The organism is Spirosoma sp. 48-14, assembly GCF_001898575.1.
Lineage (GTDB): Bacteria > Bacteroidota > Bacteroidia > Cytophagales > Spirosomataceae > Spirosoma.
This window is the reverse complement of the sequence record NZ_MKUD01000063.1, coordinates 143,339-160,217: the sequence shown is the minus strand read 5'-3', so window position 1 is coordinate 160,217 and position 16,879 is coordinate 143,339. Positions and strand designations below refer to the sequence as shown.

19 protein-coding genes are annotated in these 16,879 nt (G+C 48.2%); 12 read left to right on the top strand and 7 right to left on the bottom strand.

Annotated features, from left to right (window positions below; all coding sequences use genetic code 11):
* Positions 1–141: 141 nt before the first annotated feature.
* A complete protein-coding gene (locus BGO59_RS27725) occupies positions 142–879 on the bottom strand; it encodes an isoprenyl transferase (RefSeq protein WP_293689193.1) in 738 nt (245 codons plus the stop codon).
* A 488-nt stretch (positions 880–1,367) separates the two neighbouring features.
* On the opposite strand from BGO59_RS27725, the gene BGO59_RS27720 reads away from it, so the two are divergent.
* Both BGO59_RS27720 and BGO59_RS27715 read left to right on the top strand, forming a co-directional pair.
* The gene (locus tag BGO59_RS27720) at positions 1,368–1,811 is read left to right on the top strand and encodes a cold-shock protein (protein WP_293689191.1); all 444 of its coding nucleotides are present in this window, start codon (positions 1,368–1,370) and stop codon (positions 1,809–1,811) included.
* 62 nt (positions 1,812–1,873) lie between these two features.
* Positions 1,874–2,044, top strand: a complete 171-nt coding sequence (locus BGO59_RS27715; protein WP_293689189.1) for a hypothetical protein — start codon at positions 1,874–1,876, stop codon at positions 2,042–2,044.
* 162 nt (positions 2,045–2,206) lie between these two features.
* On the opposite strand, the gene BGO59_RS27710 is transcribed toward BGO59_RS27715, so the two are convergent.
* Positions 2,207–2,398, bottom strand: coding sequence for a cold-shock protein (locus BGO59_RS27710; protein ID WP_293689187.1), 192 nt, complete (start codon positions 2,396–2,398; stop codon positions 2,207–2,209).
* Positions 2,399–2,732: 334 nt separating this feature from the next.
* On the opposite strand from BGO59_RS27710, the gene BGO59_RS27705 reads away from it, so the two are divergent.
* From BGO59_RS27705 to BGO59_RS27690, 4 genes are all read left to right on the top strand, one after another.
* Positions 2,733–3,686, top strand: a complete 954-nt coding sequence (locus tag BGO59_RS27705) for a fasciclin domain-containing protein (RefSeq protein ID WP_293689185.1) — start codon at positions 2,733–2,735, stop codon at positions 3,684–3,686.
* A gap of 126 nt (positions 3,687–3,812) precedes the next feature.
* A complete protein-coding gene (locus BGO59_RS27700; protein ID WP_293689183.1) occupies positions 3,813–4,697 on the top strand; it encodes an FKBP-type peptidyl-prolyl cis-trans isomerase in 885 nt (294 codons plus the stop codon).
* 35 nt (positions 4,698–4,732) lie between these two features.
* Positions 4,733–5,677 (top strand): FKBP-type peptidyl-prolyl cis-trans isomerase, encoded by a 945-nt coding sequence (locus tag BGO59_RS27695; protein WP_293689181.1) that lies wholly within the window; start codon positions 4,733–4,735, stop codon positions 5,675–5,677.
* 146 nt (positions 5,678–5,823) lie between these two features.
* Positions 5,824–7,086, top strand: coding sequence for an SGNH/GDSL hydrolase family protein (locus BGO59_RS27690; protein WP_293689179.1), 1,263 nt, complete (start codon positions 5,824–5,826; stop codon positions 7,084–7,086).
* An 11-nt stretch (positions 7,087–7,097) separates the two neighbouring features.
* On the opposite strand, the gene BGO59_RS27685 is transcribed toward BGO59_RS27690, so the two are convergent.
* From BGO59_RS27685 to BGO59_RS27675, 3 genes are all read right to left on the bottom strand, one after another.
* On the bottom strand, positions 7,098–7,877 hold the full coding sequence (locus tag BGO59_RS27685; RefSeq protein ID WP_293689177.1) for a 3-hydroxyacyl-CoA dehydrogenase: 780 nt from the start codon (positions 7,875–7,877) through the stop codon (positions 7,098–7,100).
* Between the two features lie 42 nt (positions 7,878–7,919).
* The gene (locus tag BGO59_RS27680) at positions 7,920–8,609 is read right to left on the bottom strand and encodes a YjjG family noncanonical pyrimidine nucleotidase (RefSeq protein WP_293689175.1); all 690 of its coding nucleotides are present in this window, start codon (positions 8,607–8,609) and stop codon (positions 7,920–7,922) included.
* Between the two features lie 98 nt (positions 8,610–8,707).
* On the bottom strand, positions 8,708–9,013 hold the full coding sequence (locus BGO59_RS27675) for a (2Fe-2S) ferredoxin domain-containing protein (protein WP_293689173.1): 306 nt from the start codon (positions 9,011–9,013) through the stop codon (positions 8,708–8,710).
* A gap of 244 nt (positions 9,014–9,257) precedes the next feature.
* Here BGO59_RS27675 and BGO59_RS27670 point away from each other — a divergent pair, with 244 nt between their 5' ends.
* Positions 9,258–9,803 carry a sigma factor-like helix-turn-helix DNA-binding protein gene (locus BGO59_RS27670; RefSeq protein WP_293689171.1) on the top strand — a complete coding sequence of 182 codons (546 nt, stop codon included), beginning with the start codon at positions 9,258–9,260 and terminating at the stop codon, positions 9,801–9,803.
* 175 nt (positions 9,804–9,978) lie between these two features.
* Here BGO59_RS27670 and BGO59_RS27665 read toward each other — a convergent pair whose 3' ends face one another.
* Entirely contained in the window at positions 9,979–11,439 is a 1,461-nt protein-coding gene (locus BGO59_RS27665) for a Gfo/Idh/MocA family oxidoreductase (protein ID WP_293689169.1), read from the bottom strand.
* 272 nt (positions 11,440–11,711) lie between these two features.
* Between BGO59_RS27665 and BGO59_RS27660 the strand changes: the two genes are divergently transcribed.
* Positions 11,712–12,287, top strand: coding sequence for a hypothetical protein (locus BGO59_RS27660; RefSeq protein ID WP_293689167.1), 576 nt, complete (start codon positions 11,712–11,714; stop codon positions 12,285–12,287).
* A 166-nt stretch (positions 12,288–12,453) separates the two neighbouring features.
* Here the strand turns inward: BGO59_RS27660 and BGO59_RS27655 are convergent, their stop codons facing one another.
* Positions 12,454–12,792: a hypothetical protein gene (locus BGO59_RS27655; protein WP_293689165.1), complete on the bottom strand. Its 339-nt coding sequence runs from the start codon at positions 12,790–12,792 to the stop codon at positions 12,454–12,456.
* 248 nt (positions 12,793–13,040) lie between these two features.
* Between BGO59_RS27655 and BGO59_RS27650 the strand changes: the two genes are divergently transcribed.
* Genes BGO59_RS27650 through BGO59_RS27635 form a run of 4 tightly spaced genes read left to right on the top strand, consistent with a single transcriptional unit; the run spans position 13,041 to position 16,832 of the window.
* Entirely contained in the window at positions 13,041–14,201 is a 1,161-nt protein-coding gene (locus BGO59_RS27650; protein ID WP_293689163.1) for a sensor histidine kinase, read from the top strand.
* Positions 14,202–14,246: 45 nt separating this feature from the next.
* Positions 14,247–14,996 carry a LytTR family DNA-binding domain-containing protein gene (locus BGO59_RS27645; protein ID WP_293689161.1) on the top strand — a complete coding sequence of 250 codons (750 nt, stop codon included), beginning with the start codon at positions 14,247–14,249 and terminating at the stop codon, positions 14,994–14,996.
* A 49-nt stretch (positions 14,997–15,045) separates the two neighbouring features.
* Entirely contained in the window at positions 15,046–15,885 is an 840-nt protein-coding gene (locus tag BGO59_RS27640) for a ThuA domain-containing protein (RefSeq protein WP_293689159.1), read from the top strand.
* An 11-nt stretch (positions 15,886–15,896) separates the two neighbouring features.
* Positions 15,897–16,832, top strand: a complete 936-nt coding sequence (locus BGO59_RS27635) for a sugar phosphate isomerase/epimerase (protein WP_293689157.1) — start codon at positions 15,897–15,899, stop codon at positions 16,830–16,832.
* Positions 16,833–16,879 lie beyond the last annotated feature (47 nt).

The following is a 16,879-nucleotide window of genomic DNA, read 5'->3' as shown; positions in this document are numbered from 1 at the left end:
GTATTCACGTTAAGTGAATGAATAATATGAAATGAATAATGAGAACGCATCAGCAGATGGTATTCACTTTACATTATCTATTATTCATTCATTATGTTGATTAGATTCCATTTAACCCTACAGGGTTGGATTTCAGACGGTTTATTTTACCAATTGCTCACTGATTTTACCAAACCGGCGCTCGCGTTGCTGATAATTCACAATCGCTTCGTGCAGGTGGATTTTCCGAAAGTCGGGCCAGAGTACATCGGGCATATATAACTCCGCATACGCCAGTTGCCAAAGCATAAAATTGCTGATACGCATCTCGCCACTGGTTCGGATCATCAGTTCTGGGTCGGGGATATCGCCCGTAGTCAGATGGTGGCTAAATGCCGTTTCGTCAATCTGCTCAGGGGTCAATTTGCCATCCCGGACATCTTCAGCCAGTCTTTTAGCGGCTTCCACTATATCCCAACGGCCGCTGTAGCTCAAGGCCAGAATGAGCGTTAAACCCGTATTCTGACTGGTTTCGCGGATCGCTTCGGACAGTTCCCGTCGGCAGTCCGTTGGCAGACTATCGATGTTGCCGATGGTTGCCAGCCGAACATTATTGTTCATCAGTGTTTTTATCTCATCCCGAATGGTATGGACCAGGAGCGTCATGAGTGCGTCTACTTCGAACTTTGGGCGATTCCAGTTTTCGGTGGAAAACGCATAGAGGGTAAGGTACTTTACGCCCAGTTCGGCGCATCCTTCCGTAACTTCACGCACAGCCTTGATGGCACTGCGATGACCAAATACCCGGGCGGCTCCCTGTCGTTTTGCCCAGCGTCCATTTCCATCCATGATAACGGCTATGTGCTGGGGCAGATTGCTCGGGTTAATATGTTCCTTCATCCCAAGTGGGGCGTTTTAACAAGAATTAAGATATATGCCTTTAGATCGCCAATGTTCGACTGCCTAGTCTGCAAAGTTACTAAATTCTATCAGATCAAAAGAATAGAGATGAAGCATGCAGTGGGTCTTAACTTATTTTAATACGTCGAATCAGAAAACCTTTTGAGTATTTCTAGTCTGATGGGCTCTATTCACCTAATAATTCGTTTATATTCTGATTAATTTACATACCTTTAGGAAAAAATAGTTGTTTATCGACTACTTCTCCTTCCGCTCCCTTTGAGTTGACGGTCTAGCACGTCCTTTAGCCATCAACTCATGCCGTTTTTTATCCCGTTTGCGGCTAGCGAAGCCCAAACCCAGCCTATCCTAAAACGAATAAGCGATCATTTATGGGGCTACAGCTATCAATTGAACCAGGGATTTTTCTGCCGGGTCAGTTATGACTTTGAATCCACTATTACTATTCAGGACTATAAATTCTCTATATGAGCACATCCAAAGAAACATTTAACAAACGAGAGAAAGAAAAAGCCAGACAAAAGAAGAAACTGCAAAAGCAAGAAAAACGGGAAGACAGAAAATCTAACCTCACTAAAGGCAAGAGCTTAGATCAGATGTTAGCGTATGTGGATGAAAATGGTAATTTGTCGTCATCGCCCCCTATCTATAGGCCTTCTGAATCAAAGCAGGATGCTGCCGCCGATGGTCAATCGAATCAGGTAAAAACGGAACGTGTTCGAGAGGGTGTTCTGACTCGGTTTGATCCGGTAAAAGGGTACGGATTTATTCGGGATAAGCAAAGCCGACAAAGTGTTTTTGTTCATCAGAATGAATTAATCGAGCCAATCAGCGAAAATGATCGCGTCATTTTCGAAATAAAGACTACACCTAAAGGGGCGAGTGCCATTCAGGTAAAAAAACAGCTATGAGCCAGGATAATTGGTGAATAGCTCTTTGCGAATTCAATAGGTTAACGAGTTCCTGACATATTATGAGAGAACACTCGAAATTAACGGCTAAAGAGCGGCATGAAGTAGCACGCCAACAGGCCGAAGCGGCCAAAAAGCCCTATTTGGTGAAAGGTATGCCCAAAACGGTGCTGTATTTGAGCGATGAACAGGCAACGAAACGATTCGACCTGATTCCTCAATTTGGTCGATAGGTCCAGTCGAGGGAAGATGTCAACGAAGGGATACCCGTTACTCTTGGGGTATTGTGGATTGAGAAATCTACTCTTATCGTTTTATATACCCGAATCCACTATAAGAAAAAAGCACACCTTGCGGGTGTGCTTTTTTTATGACTTACTACGTATATCGCACAATTAAGCTCGCTCGACATCAACAGCGTTTAAGCCTTTCCGTCCTTGCTCGACGCTGAACTTTACTTTGTCGTTTTCACGGATAAGATCAATGACACCCGAAGCGTGTACAAAAATATCAGCGCTACCATCATCAGGTTTAATGAAGCCAAACCCTTTGGTCTCATTGAAGAATTTTACAGTTCCTGTTTGCATTTTGTTATAATTTGACACGAAGTACGCAACTATTAATGGGAATTCCAAGCGATCGGCCTCAGTGCAACCGGATTATTTTGTTGATTTTCAGATATTACCCAGCGGATTCTATACCTATATGTGCTTATAAAGCTCAATTAGGTTGTGCTAATGGTAGGTAGGTGACCGCAAGCGACATACTTAACCATAGAAACCTGAAAGTAGGCGCCATCTTGTATTCACTGATTTACACGTTCATTCTTTCGTTGTTTGTTGGGTATCTTTGTGCCCATAGAAAACATAAAGTAGGGCGGTACGTTGTTTGGGTACGAACCTATTTTTTCCATTCATTGTAATGAACACTTCGTTTTCGATGTCGCTACGTCGTCTTTCAGTGTTTGTCATCCTGCTGGCCACATTGGGCTGTCAGAAACGTGACGATGCTGTTGCAGAGCCGCAAACCATAACCGACCGACTGCTGGAAGACAGCCAGTTCGGATTATTACGGGCGGCCGTTGCTTATGCCGGGGTTAGTGATGCCCTCAAAGACGGGAATATGACATTGTTTGCACCGACCGATGCCGCTTTTCAGGCGTCGGGTATTACAGCCGAATCGATTCGGGCTATGACACCGGCTCAGGTGCGGGCACTTGTCTTATATCATGTATTATATGGTCAGGTTGCTATCAGTGCTATTCCTTCAGGCGCTAATTCGGTAGAAATGGCCAGTAAAGGGATTGCGTTCGTGAACAAATCGACCGATGGGGCGGTATCGATCAACAACGCTAAACTGACTCAGACCACGATCACGGTGGCCAATGGATATATACACACCATTGATCGGGTGCTGGTTCCGGCTACAGGGAGTATGCTGGCCGCTATCCAGAATAATCCGAATCTGACCTACCTGGCAGCAGCCCTTAAGCGCGTTAGTACGAGTAGCCCGGCACTGGTCGATATGCTGACGAGCACAACGGCTGCCAATGGAGTGACCGTATTTGCACCAACCGATGCCGCTTTTATGATGGACAAGGTGTACAATACGAAAACGGCGATTGAATCGGCCAATGTACAGACCCTGACCAATACGTTATTGTATCATGTTATACCGGGGGCGGTGTTTTCCAATCAGCTTCAGTCGGGAACTTATAATACCCTGCTAAGCGGCAGTAAACTGATCGTGACGGTAGGGGCAGGGCAGATTACGGTGAAAGGTGCCAAGAATGCCACCCTGTCGAGTGTAAAGCAGGCTGATGTACTCACTAATAACGGTGTCATTCATTTGATCGATCAGGTATTGTTGCCATAGTCGGCTTTCTGTAAACAGTTACCCGAAAACTTTTTATCATATTCCCAACGTTTTGCCACGTTTTGGGGTCAGTTAGCGTAGTTCCTATATTGTATCGTGTTGATGCCTAACGTTCAGTTACTCATTTTGAGCCTATTAGCAATCGTAGGGTTGGCTTCCTGCTCAGACAGTTCCGTAGATCCTGCAGATACGTCGAATCTGGAAGTTATCCAAAGCTATATCGATACCCAACCGCTGTCATTCTCGGCAACGGGGAGTGGACTGTATTTCGTGACTACTAAAGCGAGTTCATCTACGGTGGTTCCGGCTTTGGGCGAAGAGCTTGAGTTAAACTATACTTTATCGGTCCTGACGCGTAGTACCAGTAATACCAATGTTATTGTAGCCCAGGCTGTCGATACTGCCTATAATACAACATCGACCTTTTTTCCTTTTTTCAATGGTTCGCTAAAGACGGGTTTGCAGGAGGGTATTCTGAAAATGCACGAAGGAGAAAGTGCTGCCATGTTGATGCCTGCCAGCCTGGCGTTCAAGAGTGTAGGGTCGACGGATGGGAAAGTGGCCGCAAATTCGCCTGTTCGGTATGATGTAACAATCGTTCGGGCGCGGACGGAAGATCAGCAGATTACGGAATACATTGCTGCCAATAAATTGACAGTGACCACCACGACGACAAACGGGGTGCGCGTGATTCGAACGACTACCAATCCTACGGGCGACGCAGTGAGTGGTAAAACTGTAATAACCACAACGGCTACAGTGAAGCAGCTTCGGGCAAAAACGGCGTTTGACTTCGATACAACAGGGGCCAATGTAAAGAATTTGAGTGGGTATACCGAAGGGCTGAGTCAGTTGCGGGTGGGCGAATCGGCCATCCTTATTTTCCCATCGGCGTTGGGCTATGCAGCTACTGGTAATAAAGCAACCGTACCTACTGATGGAACGTATCTATATCGGGTAGCTCCCTATACGCCGTTAGTATATACGGTTACGGTGGTTTCGGCCAAATAAACTAAGATCAAAAACGATTATCAATTCAATTTTTCATGCGTACATTACCTTTCTTCTTTTTCGGCCTTCTGGTTAGCTTCGGGCTGGCTTCCTGCTCGAATAGTGTTGTTGATCCGAGCCAGGACCCTAATACGATTTACCAGGCCAACATGGCTGATATTAATACGTATACATCCCTTAAAGGGCTAACCGGCACTACCAGCAATACGGGCCTTTTCTTTGCTCCGCTGAAAGTAAATGCAACGGGGCTCACAGCAACCTACGGTACTGAGCTAGAATTTAATTATCGTCTTTACGCGTTGTATGGACCTAGTAATTCGAGCGGGGCCGTTACGGTTACGGATCGCCTGCTGGATTCAACCTATATCAGCACACCTATGTATCGGTATTTATACCAGGGGGTACTGCTGCCGGGTCTGGAAGAGGGACTGCTAAAAATGCATGAAGGCGATCAGGCTGTGATGATTATGCCGTCGGTTCTGGCGTTTGGGAATGGGTCAACATCCGATCTCCCGGCCAACTCGCCTGTTCGGTTTGATGTACGACTCAATCGTGTGCGTACTGAAGACCAGCAGATGGATGAGTACCTGACCACCCAGAAGCTGACACCCACCGAGGTGACATCAACAGGCTTACGTTTTATCAAAACACAGTCGAATCCTACCGGCCAGACGCCCGGTCCTACACAAACGCTGGTTATAAAGTACCGAGGCCAATTGCTTCGAGCTACGTCGAACCTGAAACTGGGGACCGCCTTTGACAGTACTGGTACGGGAACCCTGGCGTCGACCGCTTCCCAATTTATACCTGGTTTTTCGGAGGGGTTATCAAAACTGAAGGTAGGCGAAAAAGCAACGATTGTATTTGCCTCGAAGTTGGGGTATGCCAGTAAGGGCGTAACAAATTCGACTACGGCAAGTTATATAATTCCGCCTTATGCTCCATTGCGGTTTGATATAGAGCTGGTTTCTGTGCAATAAGCAATGTAGCATGCATGCTATTTCTTAAAGCGACCTGCGGATTCCGTAAGTCGCTTTTTTTTTGAGAATGATTTCAATAGGGCGGCATTCTTGTTGCGTTCCTGGGTGGGGCTTGCGGAAAGTACTATCGACCTGAATTTTTCGATATGGTAAAAACGGCATTTTTTTACGCTCTGTTGCTGCTTGGCTTTGCCACCGTGAGCGCTGCGCAGCCTGATACGCTGGTGAAGGCTCAAGAATGCAGACCACGTAGTGGCTTACCTTATTTCTTTCAAAAAGTCAGAGCCGGGCAGCACGTCAAAATAGCGTATTTGGGGGGGAGTATTACCGAAGCAGGAGGAGGCTGGCGGGAACAATCGCTGAAGTGGTTTCAACAGCAATATCCGAAATCCAGTATTGAGCAGATTGTCGCTGCCGTTGGCGGTACAGGGTCTGACCTGGGCGTTTTTCGGCTGAAGGACCAGGTTCTGGCCTATAAACCTGACCTGGTTTTTGTGGAGTTTGCTGTAAATGATAATGGAAAAAAGCCTACGCCAATTGCTTTAGCGATGGAAGGTATCGTTCGGCAAATCTGGCAGGCCAATCTGCAAACCGATATTTGTTTTGTGTACACGCTGTCGGCTCCTATGGCCCCTACATTGGCAAAAGGCTATTTCCCGCTGTCGGCTTCGGTGATGGAAACGATTGCCGATCACTATGCGATTCCGTCCATTCATATGGGGCTGGAAGTGGTGCAGTTGGCCGAAAAGGGCGAACTGGTTTTCAGTGGGAAGCCCGACGAGTATCCTGGCAAACTGGTTTTTTCGGCTGATAACGTGCATCCGTATCCGCAAACGGGCCATCGACTCTATACCGAAGCGTTGATTCGGGCCTTTAGGGTATTAGATAAAACCGCTACAAAACCGCGAGGGCAACTTAAAGGGCCTCTCTATCCAAACAACTGGGAGAATGCTCAGATGGTCAGTGGCGAGCGGGCTACTCGGTCGGCGGGTTGGCAGGTAATTACGCCAGCTACTGATTCGGTAGCCAGGAAGCTCTCAAACCGCTTTACGTCTTTATTAAAAGCGACCAATTCCGGCGAGCAACTAAAGGTCCGTTTTCGAGGTACTCGTTTAGGCTTATACGACGTCATGGGACCAGGTTGCGGGCAATATCGGGTGGTGGTCGATGGACAGGAACCCATGGTATTCCCTCGGTTCGATGAGTACTGTACGTATTATCGCGCTAACTATATTTTACTACCACCGCTTCCCGATGGGGTTCATACGGTCGAAATAACCCTCGATTCGCAAAAGCTGGATAAGGCCACGATCCTTAAACGACGAAATCAGGTAATCGCCGATCCCGCTCAGTATGCACCCCAAAATGGTTACGTCGGACAACTGCTTGTTATCGGGGAAGTGTTATAAAATGAGAACCGTTATTTTGGGGCCATGCGGATGGCTCCATCCAGCCGGATCACTTCACCGTTGAGCATCGGGTTTTCGATAATGCTTTTGGCCAGCATAGCATACTCTCCTGGCCTACCTAATCGTGACGGGAACGGGACTTGATGACCCAGCGATAGACGCGCTTCTTCGGGGAGGCTGGCGAGTAGCGGTGTTTCGAATAAACCGGGCGCAATAGTCATGACCCGAATCCCGGAACGGGCCAGATCGCGGGCAATGGGTAAGGTCATTCCGACAATGCCACCTTTTGAGGCCGAATAAGCTGCCTGGCCGATTTGCCCGTCATAAGCTGCTACCGAAGCCGTATTGATAATGACTCCACGCTCACCTTCTTCGTCAGGTGCGTTCGACTCCATAGCTAGGGCCGCCAGCCGAATAACATTGAATGTACCAATCAAATTGACGGAAATTACTTTCTGAAAAGCCGCCAGCGAGTGCGCACCGTATACACCATCGACTTTGCCGACTGTTTTACGGGCTTCGGCTACTCCGGCACAGTTGACATTGATATGCAAACCGCCAAACGTTTGTATGGCCAGATTAATCGCTGCCTGAACGTCGGCCTCATCGGTAACGTTGGTTCGATGAAAACGTACCTGCGGCCCCAGTTCTTCGGCCAGTGCCTGTCCGCGGGTATCATTCAGGTCCAGAATAATCACATTGGCTCCGTTCGCAACCAGCATGCGCGTAGTGGCTTCGCCTAAACCGGAAGCTCCCCCCGAAACGATGGCTGTTTTATTCGTTAAGTTCATAGGTTTGATTAGTTGGGAGCTTACAATATACCGCAAACATAGTTACAGAATAGCCCTGAGTTCATTCCAGTGGCAAATCTCGTAGGTCGGTTTATCGGCAACAGAGATACCTGCCGGGTTATAGAATAGCGTGTCGATACCCACACTTTTAGCTCCCAGAATATCGGCCTCGTAGTTATCGCCAATCATCAAACTCTCGGCGGCTGTTGTGCCACTGATCGCCATTGCGTACTCAAATACCCGTGGATCAGGCTTTTTGGCGTTGGCTTTCTCACTCGTAATTACGTTCACGAAATAGTGAGCAATATCGGAACTGTTCATCTTGATTGCCTGAATTTCGGCGAACCCGTTGGTGATAATGTGCATCACATACCGGCCATGCAGGTAGTCCAGAATATCGCGGGCCGATTCCAATAGATGTGGTTTGTAAGGAAGCAATTTCAGGTATTCGGCATTCAGGTCGGCCTGAACCGCCGACTCGTCGACGCCTAATGCCCGAAATACCATCGGAAATCGGTGCTGCCGGATGTAACTGTGCTCAATCAGGTTTTTGTCGTAGTCGGCCCACAGCTTTCGGTTCACGGCAATAAAGTGCCGACTAAATTCCGCTGCCGACTCAATACCCAGATCGGCCAGTCGGAAGGTGTCAAAAAGCTCAGTAATACACTCGGCTGAGTTCCGGTCGAAATCCCACAAGGTATGGTCGAGGTCGAAAAACAGGTGTTTGTACATGGAACGTCGTTTTCAATTTACAGCGTTGGGTATATGGTTTTCGCGAGTAAGACTGACTACTCAGCTTACCAGGAACCGTATACCCAACGCTGTAAACGTTAAAAGTCCAGCTTTAATCGTTCGACGGGCTGATTGTTCACCAGATGACTGTCAACAATTTCGTCGACATCAGAAAGTTGTACATTCCCATAGTATGTACCTTCGGGGTAAACGACCAGACTGGGGCCGAAGGCGCAGGCATCGAGGCAGCCAGTTCGTTGTGCCCGCATCTCTTTCAGTAATCCACGCTGTGCCAGAGCTGCTTTAAATGCATCGACTAATTCGTTCCCATGGGCTTCTCCACACGACTTTTTGGGTGCAGGCTTTTGGTTATTACAAATGAAAACGTGCTTCTTGTATTTCATAAAGTCTGATTGAATGCAGGTTCAAAGGTACAAACGAACCGCATGGCAATCCTACTTTGTTCAGGGAAAGGGCAGAAAAGAGTGAGGAGCGAAACCACAAAAAAAAATAATTAAACTTAATGCTGAACAAAATGTTAGTCGCTAATGGTGTTCTGAAGAAGAAGCTTCATATATGACCTGCTAATTCTGCCGTAATGACCCAAGGGGTATTTGATCAACATGAATAACTTTTCCCTATATCCATATGAGAATCCCAATTACGCTCTCGCGGAAGGAGGGATTATTGGGCCAGTCGGAATCCGATAATCAACTAACGTTTTCAGCGATCTACGATCGGTATGCGGCTGTGTTGCTGGGAGTAATCAACAAAATTATTCCTGAGAAAGCAGAAGCTGTATTGCTGCTGGAGGCAACGTTTAGTAAAGTCCGTTATGAGCTGCCTCAATTTAAACCCACCAAACAACCCCTATTTGTATGGCTCCTGCAAATTGCCCGGTGCACGGCTTTGGATGCTCTTAAGGAGCGTACTTCTGTATCCAGGCCTACACTTCAGTTAACCGAAGCAGGGCAGGTTGTTCGTCCGATGTGGGGAGAAAGTAAGGCAGCGGTCCTTACTATTTTACCGACTAATGCTGTTGAAAGCCAGCAAAAGCAACTGCTGGATATGGTTTTATTTAAAAACTGCACACCCGAAGAAGCCGCTCGTTCGCTGGGAATCCCTGTCGAAACGGTTCGGCAACAATTACGAATGGCTATGCAACAGGTACGGAATACAGCAAAGGCATCATAGCGTTCAGTTACGAATCTATGATGCCTTTGCTGTATTACTTTAGGTAGAGTGAGGGCAGATTCTTAAATCTGCCCTGGCAAGGTTGTAAGAACCTGCCACCACGAACTCAAACAGCGTCTAATCCTGACATTCTATTGGCCCGTGGGGTTCGAAAAAATTAGTTACACATTTTTCATTACGATTTCTTCGCTGCCATTTTTGACGAAGCCGTTACAGACGGTTTCTTTTTTCCTGATGCGGGAGCCGAGGGATTCTTCTGCGTCATCGTAACCGGGTCCCAATACACCACTTTTTGTTCGAAATAGCTTTCGTTGCAGGCCAGTACAGGAGCAGCTGCCCGGAAGCCGAATACCGGATCTTCGACCGTACCCTGACTACCTTTACGAACATTTTCGAAGAAGTTGCCAAAGTGTTTGGCGTGAGCGTCATCATCTTTTGGGGCGGTAAACTTCACTTCTTTTACCGGCTCAGCGGTTCGCGTGTCGGGCGGATATTTGGCGTCGTATTGTTTGACAAATTCCTGCTGAACGGGCTCCGTAAAGGTAAAGAAGCTATCGTAATTGCCGTAGCCGGGCGCAATGGGTAACTTTTTCTTGGTCATGATGAGGTTATCTTCCGAAAACTCGATCTGCCCTTCGTTGCCGATGATCCGTGTGACATTGTTGATTTTCCCCGCGTTGGCAAAGTTTACCCGGAGTACCATCTGGAAAGCCTCATGCTGGTCGGTTTTGGGGTAATCCATGATGCACGACATCACATCAGGCACGTCGCGGCCATCTTTCCAGTAGGCCAGATTGCCCGACGAGAAAATACGGGTTGGCCCCAGCGTGTTGGTTACGAAGTGAACGCCGGTAATGAGGTGGATGAACAGATCGCCCGCAACGCCCGTGCCGTAGTCCTTGTAGTTCCGCCAGCGGAAGAACCGGGTGGCATCGAACGGTCGTTTCGGCGCATCGCCCAGGAAGCGATCCCAGTCGACGGTTTGGGGTGAGGCATCGGGTGGAATCGAGTAGTTCCAGGCACCTATGGCGTTGAAACGGTCGCTGTTCGATTCAATGTAATTGATGGCCCCAATTTCGCCCGCTTCGACCAGCCGTTTGGCTTCCTGAAAGGCGGCACTGCTGATGCGTTGGCTACCGACCTGCATGGTCTTGCCCGATTTTTTCCAGGCATCAATCACGGCTTTGCCTTCGTTCAGGTGCTGGACCATCGGTTTTTCGCAGTACACATGCTTTCCGGCTTTCAACGAGGCTATGGTGATATGGTCGTGCCAGTGGTCGGGGGTTACAATCAGCACCGCATCGACATCGGGGCGGGCCAGAATTTCGCGGTAATCGCGGGTTGTAAACAGCGTTTTATCCTTGCCGTATTCGCTTTTGGCGTGTTCGAGCCGACCCGTGTATAGATCAGCAACTCCGACCAGTTCAATGTCTGGGTTACGCAGGGCCGCCCGTGTGTCAAAATTGCCCTGAATCCCCATCCCGATGGTTGCAATCCGGATTTTATCGTTCGGACTAACTTTCATCAGATTGGGAATGTAGGCAGGAGCGCCGAATGGCTTGGCGAGGCCCTCCGTTGCGACGATTGCCGAAGCCGCTGACAGGGTCCTGATAAACGTGCGTCTGTTGGATTGCATAGAGTTGAGAGGTTTCTATACAAAGCCGCTGGGTGTTTTGATTTACCCGGCCGATAGGGGGGCAGGCCCGGCAGACTACTTAATTTTTAATGGATTGTTAAAGTCGTTTTTAGATCAGCCTAATCTGACCGACTCAAGTTTGCAGGGCAGGCGGAAAGCTGCTTATAACCGCCCCCGAACCGATTGATGATACAAAGCTACTGAACCGTGTAAACAGGTTGCCACTTCCTGAGTGGGTTGATTCTTTTGTTTCATTTTAATCATCAATGAGTATGAAAACGATTGTTTTTGCAGTGCTTGCCGCATTGCCATTTTCTGTTCTGGGCCAACAAAATGCCCAACGCGTATCCTTTCCTGACAATGGAATTTATCGGTCGGCTTCCGATTTTGCCGCACATACCTTAACCGATGGGTTCGACACCGGCCAGCCAGGCTATCGGCTTAAAAATGAAGTGTTTGAGCCGGTGGTTAAAGTGGATGAACCCAACCAGCAGGAGGTTAAACTGTCTATGGCTACTTTATGGGGTGAACGCAAGCTTGGCGTCGATTACCGGATTGTCGATGGCCAGCTTTATCGGGTTGAACATGCTGATCGGGTAATTATTTACAGTTTGCCCGCCAATACCATTACCGGGGCAGGGTGGAATACGTACTATTTTAGTCGGGAACTGAATTCGCCGATTTATCTGATCACGGCGAAGCATCTCAGTGAGGTGTATTACGACCAGCCTGCCAAACTAACCGCCTTCGATGGTATCGATTGGCAGAATGATCACCCATCGGTTCGGGCCCGGCAATTGGTCGAAGCATTTTATAAACCAGGGGTAACATCGCAGGCTGCGGAATAAGGTTACCCTACGCCTGATCTGAGAAACAAGTAGCGGGCGACTAGTTCAACTGGTCGCCCGCTACGTTAAAAAGTTTTCTGAAAAAAATAGTTTGAAGTTTCGAGTACGCGGTTTGATACGACAGGAATATACAGGTGGTACTACGCTACGCACTGCCCTCTCCAAACTATTTATCGAACTGCATAGCCACCCATTGACGGTCGGTTGGGACTTTATGGGTAGCATTCCAAACAAATAAAGCCTGTTCAAGCGCAACGTTTAGTTGTTTCTTGGTTTGTACGCGACGAATATTCAACTTCCGACTGATGGTTTCCTGATAAATCAGACGTTGGTCGTTGGTATAAAAACGAACGATTGATACACTACTTTTCGGGGTCGTTTCGATTACCCAGAACCCATCCTGTGGTGTAGTGAACGTATTCAATGACTGGGCTTGTGCTCCGAATGAGGCAGCCAGGAAGAAAAGACCAATAATGGTTAGGCAGAGGTGTTTACGTGTGTTCATTGGTTTGTGCTTGTGTGTTTCGATTTGTTGTTAACTGGATCAAACGTACTGCTTCAATCAATTGGCTGCCAGGAAATTCGCTGGTTTACCATCGTTTATCGCTATACGTCAGCTATCCGTCTATGAATGGTAGTTCCGGCGAAACAGAGCCGTTCAGCGACGGAAGCCTGTCGTCTGTCGACTAACGAATCGTTCGGTAGGTGAAGCGGCTCTGTTTGTCTATCTTCGGGTAGGTAATTGGATGAGCTATGCAACGCCTGAACAAAGAATTTGTCTTCTCTAATCAACCCCGCCAGCGATTGATTCGGCACGGATTGTTCTGGACCGTCTGGATGATCTTTTTTACGCTGACGTACGGATTTCTACCGGCCAACTACCTGCTTCATGAAGGCGTAGCGTGGCCGCTGGCATTCCTGAAAGGGTTTACAGTTTCCGGCATCGATTCGATCCTGTTCATGCCCGCCCATATGTTTCTGTCCTACACGCTGATGTATTGGGTAATTCCGCGTTACCTGATGCGGGGAAGATATTGGATCGTTGTCTTGAGTACCATACTGCTGGTAATCGCTACAGCTGCTATATCGGCAGTTCTGGCCGAGTTTGTGGTGTATCCGATCCGTATGGCGGTTTTCAATCGGTATTCGGGCAACAGCTTCTTTTTTGCTATGATGGCGGGGATGCGTGGCGCTACGACCATTGCAGGGTTTGCGGTAGCTATCAAACTGGTAAAAATCTGGTATCAGAAACAGGAAGCATACCAACAGATCGAGCACGAAAAGTTACAGGCCGAGTTGCAGTTGCTGAAATCGCAGGTGCATCCGCACTTTCTGTTCAATACGCTGAATAACCTGTACGGATTAACCTTAAATAAATCGGAACATTCGCCCGAAGTGGTGTTGAAATTATCTGAATTGCTGAGTTATATGCTCTACGACTGCAATGCGCCTGAGGTACCGCTCCAGAAAGAAATCGCTTTCATGCGAAATTACATCGGGCTGGAGCAACTTCGGTACGGTGATCGACTCGATTTGTCAATTAGTATTACCGGCGATTATCAGACTAAACTGATTGCTCCGCTATTACTGGTTCCTTTTCTGGAAAACGCGTTTAAACATGGCGCCAGCGAACAACTGGAGCAGGCCTGGATGCATGTTGACTTGTCGGTTCAGGGTAATCAGTTGAAATTTAAGGTAATCAATAGCCGCGAACTACCGGAGCGAACAGATGGTCATGGGGGAGGAATAGGGCTTCAGAATGTAAAAAAGCGGCTACAACTACTTTATGAAGATCGGCATGATTTACGAATTGTGGCAGAAGAAGAAACATTCATGGTTTTACTAACCTTAGATTTGCAATCCACGAAGACAATGCCTGCCACCTCCGCTGCTCAGCTGGTAGAAACCGCCTGATTTGATCCGTTTTCTAGTCTGTTTCGCACTACCTAGTTATTTTCCATGCCTCCAATACGTTGCTTACTGGTCGATGATGAACCCCCGGCACTGGCTGTGATTGAGTCACACATTGCGATGATCGATGGTCTGACTATTGTGGGTAAGTGCCATAATGCCATTCAGGCATTCGGGGTGTTGCAGTCGATGCCCGTCGATCTGCTTTTTTTAGATATAAAAATGCCCAAACTGCTCGGCACCGATTTTGTGCGTAGTCTGCGGCAGCCACCCAAGGTTATTTTTACCACGGCCTATCGGGATTACGCCCTGGATGGATTCGAACTGGATGCCGTTGATTACCTGCTGAAACCGATTTCGTTTGAGCGATTTTTACGGGCGGTGTCGAAAGTTATGCGGATTGAGCCCAGAGCTATAGGAGCGGCTTTACCAGACAACGGGCCGGAATCGGCAGTTGAAAAGCCTATAACGGCTACGCCCGAAAACTCATTTCTCTACTTCCGGGCCGACCGTAAGATGGTGAAAGTGTTTATCCGCGATATTCTGTATGTGGAGAGCCTGAAAGATTACGTCAAAATTGTGACAACGTCTGCCAAGCCATTAGTGGTCAAGCAAAGCATTAGTTCGCTGGAGGAGATGCTGCCCGACGCTGGTTTTCTGCGCATTCACCGATCCTACATTGTTGCCGTCGACAAGATCAATGCCTACACACCCAGTTGCGTCGATATAGCTGGTCAGGAACTGCCCATTGGCCGATTGTATCATAAAGAAGTGGGGCGTGTGCTCAAAATGGAGTAGAAACCGTCGATTAAGGTATTCAGATACCAGGAATGTGTTAATTGATGTCATGGCATCTTCTCCGAAAAAACTTGCGTATAGTCTGATTCTGTGCCTGTTCTGGCTAATAACCGGATTACAGGCCCAGCAAAATCCCAAATTCCGGGTTATTGCGTTTTATACGGCCCAAAACGACCGTGCCCACATCAGCTTTGTGCACGAAGCCAACCGGTGGTTTCCGAAGATGGGTGAGCAATATGGATTTTCGTATGATTCGACCAGCAACTGGGATAATCTGAATCCGGCCTTTCTGGCTACCTATCAGGTTGTCCTGTTTCTGGACACCCGACCCGACGAGCCAGCCCAACGGGAAGCCTTTCAGAAATACATGGAAAATGGCGGGAGCTGGTTAGGTTTTCATTTTGCTGCTTTCGCTCTAACACCCTCCAAATACCCGCAGAACTGGGACTGGTACCACAACGAATTTATTGGGGCCGGATCGTATAAAAGTAACACCTGGCGACCTACATCGGCTATTTTACGGGTCGAAGATCGAAAACACCCGGCTACGAAGCGGTTGCCCGAAACCTTCAAAGCGGCTCCCAATGAGTGGTATCGCTGGACGAATGATCTGAAAACCAATCCAAACATCGACATACTCATGTCGATCGATTCCACCAGCTTTCCGTTGGGTACGGGACCCAAACCCCACGAAATCTGGCATAGCGGGTATTATCCGGTGGTCTGGACGAACAAAAAATATAAAATGGTTTACGTAAACATGGGTCATAACGACATCGATTACGAAGGGAAAACCAACCGGGAGCTTTCATCGTCGTTTAGTAGCGAAACCCAGAACCGCTTTCTGATCGATGCATTACGTTGGCTGGGAAATGGTAAAAAACGTTGATCGGTAACCCTATGGCCTCCCTCTCCCGTCGTAAATTTCTGCAATCGTCGTCCGTGCTGGCGGGTAGTGTCTTACTGCCTGCGTTCGTTGCCCATCAAACGACGAAGCAAAACCCGCTGCGGTTAGGCGGGCCTGTTTTTCTGAAAAGCGATGATCCCGACGAGTTAGCCCGTGAACATCGCCGGTTACGCTACAGCGCGGCCTACGTTCCGAAGGTAGAACTCACGGATACGACCCGGATTGATGCCATTCAGAAAGCCTTTGCTACCCAGAATGTTCTTATCGCTGAGGTGGGAGCGTGGGTAAATATGCTGGAGGCCGATGCGGTAAAACGGAAGAAAAACCTGGATTACGTGACAGAACGACTGGCACTGGCCGAAGCGGTCGGTGCGCTGACCTGTGTAAACATTGCCGGGTCGTTCAACCCTACCCAATGGGATGGTCCTGATGCCCGAAACCTGACCCAGGAATACATCGACGCAACGGTTGAAAACTGCCGGAAAATAATCGATGCCGTAAAGCCAAAACGGGCCAGATTCGCTCTCGAAATGATGGGTTGGAGCTTACCCGATGGACCGGATTCTTATCTGAAGTTCATTAAAGCCATTGATCGACCTGCCTTTGCTGCCCATGTCGATATTGCCAATATCATCAACAGTCCGGCACGCTATTACAACAACACGGCCCTCATCAACGAAACATTCCAGAAGCTGGGCCGCTGGATCGTATCCGTCCATGCGAAGGATATTTACGGAAAAGATGGCCATTTTGCCGAAACCATGCCGGGGCGGGGGAAGATGGATTATCAAACGTACATCCGTAATGTAACGGCTTTACCGCGCGAAGTCCCCCTGATGTTGGAGCACCTTCGCACGGCAGAAGAGTATGACGAAGCCCGTCAGTTCGTCATTGGTCAGGCTGATAAAGCGAGTATTCCGCTGGCCTAACCGATTGTTAGAAGAGGCATAGGATTCGTATTAAAAAGAGAAGTCGG

Excerpts from the sequence above, each read along its gene's own strand:
- BGO59_RS27725 (WP_293689193.1), bottom strand. The coding sequence starts at position 879 with ATGAAGGAACATATTAACCCGAGCAATCTGCCCCAGCACATAGCCGTT.
- BGO59_RS27720 (WP_293689191.1), top strand. The coding sequence starts at position 1,368 with ATGAGCACATCCAAAGAAACATTTAACAAACGAGAGAAAGAAAAAGCC.
- BGO59_RS27715 (WP_293689189.1), top strand. The coding sequence starts at position 1,874 with ATGAGAGAACACTCGAAATTAACGGCTAAAGAGCGGCATGAAGTAGCA.
- BGO59_RS27710 (WP_293689187.1), bottom strand. The coding sequence starts at position 2,398 with ATGCAAACAGGAACTGTAAAATTCTTCAATGAGACCAAAGGGTTTGGC.
- BGO59_RS27705 (WP_293689185.1), top strand. The coding sequence starts at position 2,733 with ATGAACACTTCGTTTTCGATGTCGCTACGTCGTCTTTCAGTGTTTGTC.
- BGO59_RS27695 (WP_293689181.1), top strand. The coding sequence starts at position 4,733 with ATGCGTACATTACCTTTCTTCTTTTTCGGCCTTCTGGTTAGCTTCGGG.
- BGO59_RS27690 (WP_293689179.1), top strand. The coding sequence starts at position 5,824 with ATGGTAAAAACGGCATTTTTTTACGCTCTGTTGCTGCTTGGCTTTGCC.
- BGO59_RS27685 (WP_293689177.1), bottom strand. The coding sequence starts at position 7,877 with ATGAACTTAACGAATAAAACAGCCATCGTTTCGGGGGGAGCTTCCGGT.
- BGO59_RS27680 (WP_293689175.1), bottom strand. The coding sequence starts at position 8,609 with ATGTACAAACACCTGTTTTTCGACCTCGACCATACCTTGTGGGATTTC.
- BGO59_RS27675 (WP_293689173.1), bottom strand. The coding sequence starts at position 9,013 with ATGAAATACAAGAAGCACGTTTTCATTTGTAATAACCAAAAGCCTGCA.
- BGO59_RS27670 (WP_293689171.1), top strand. The coding sequence starts at position 9,258 with ATGAGAATCCCAATTACGCTCTCGCGGAAGGAGGGATTATTGGGCCAG.
- BGO59_RS27665 (WP_293689169.1), bottom strand. The coding sequence starts at position 11,439 with ATGCAATCCAACAGACGCACGTTTATCAGGACCCTGTCAGCGGCTTCG.
- BGO59_RS27660 (WP_293689167.1), top strand. The coding sequence starts at position 11,712 with ATGAAAACGATTGTTTTTGCAGTGCTTGCCGCATTGCCATTTTCTGTT.
- BGO59_RS27655 (WP_293689165.1), bottom strand. The coding sequence starts at position 12,792 with ATGAACACACGTAAACACCTCTGCCTAACCATTATTGGTCTTTTCTTC.
- BGO59_RS27650 (WP_293689163.1), top strand. The coding sequence starts at position 13,041 with ATGCAACGCCTGAACAAAGAATTTGTCTTCTCTAATCAACCCCGCCAG.
- BGO59_RS27645 (WP_293689161.1), top strand. The coding sequence starts at position 14,247 with ATGCCTCCAATACGTTGCTTACTGGTCGATGATGAACCCCCGGCACTG.
- BGO59_RS27640 (WP_293689159.1), top strand. The coding sequence starts at position 15,046 with ATGGCATCTTCTCCGAAAAAACTTGCGTATAGTCTGATTCTGTGCCTG.
- BGO59_RS27635 (WP_293689157.1), top strand. The coding sequence starts at position 15,897 with ATGGCCTCCCTCTCCCGTCGTAAATTTCTGCAATCGTCGTCCGTGCTG.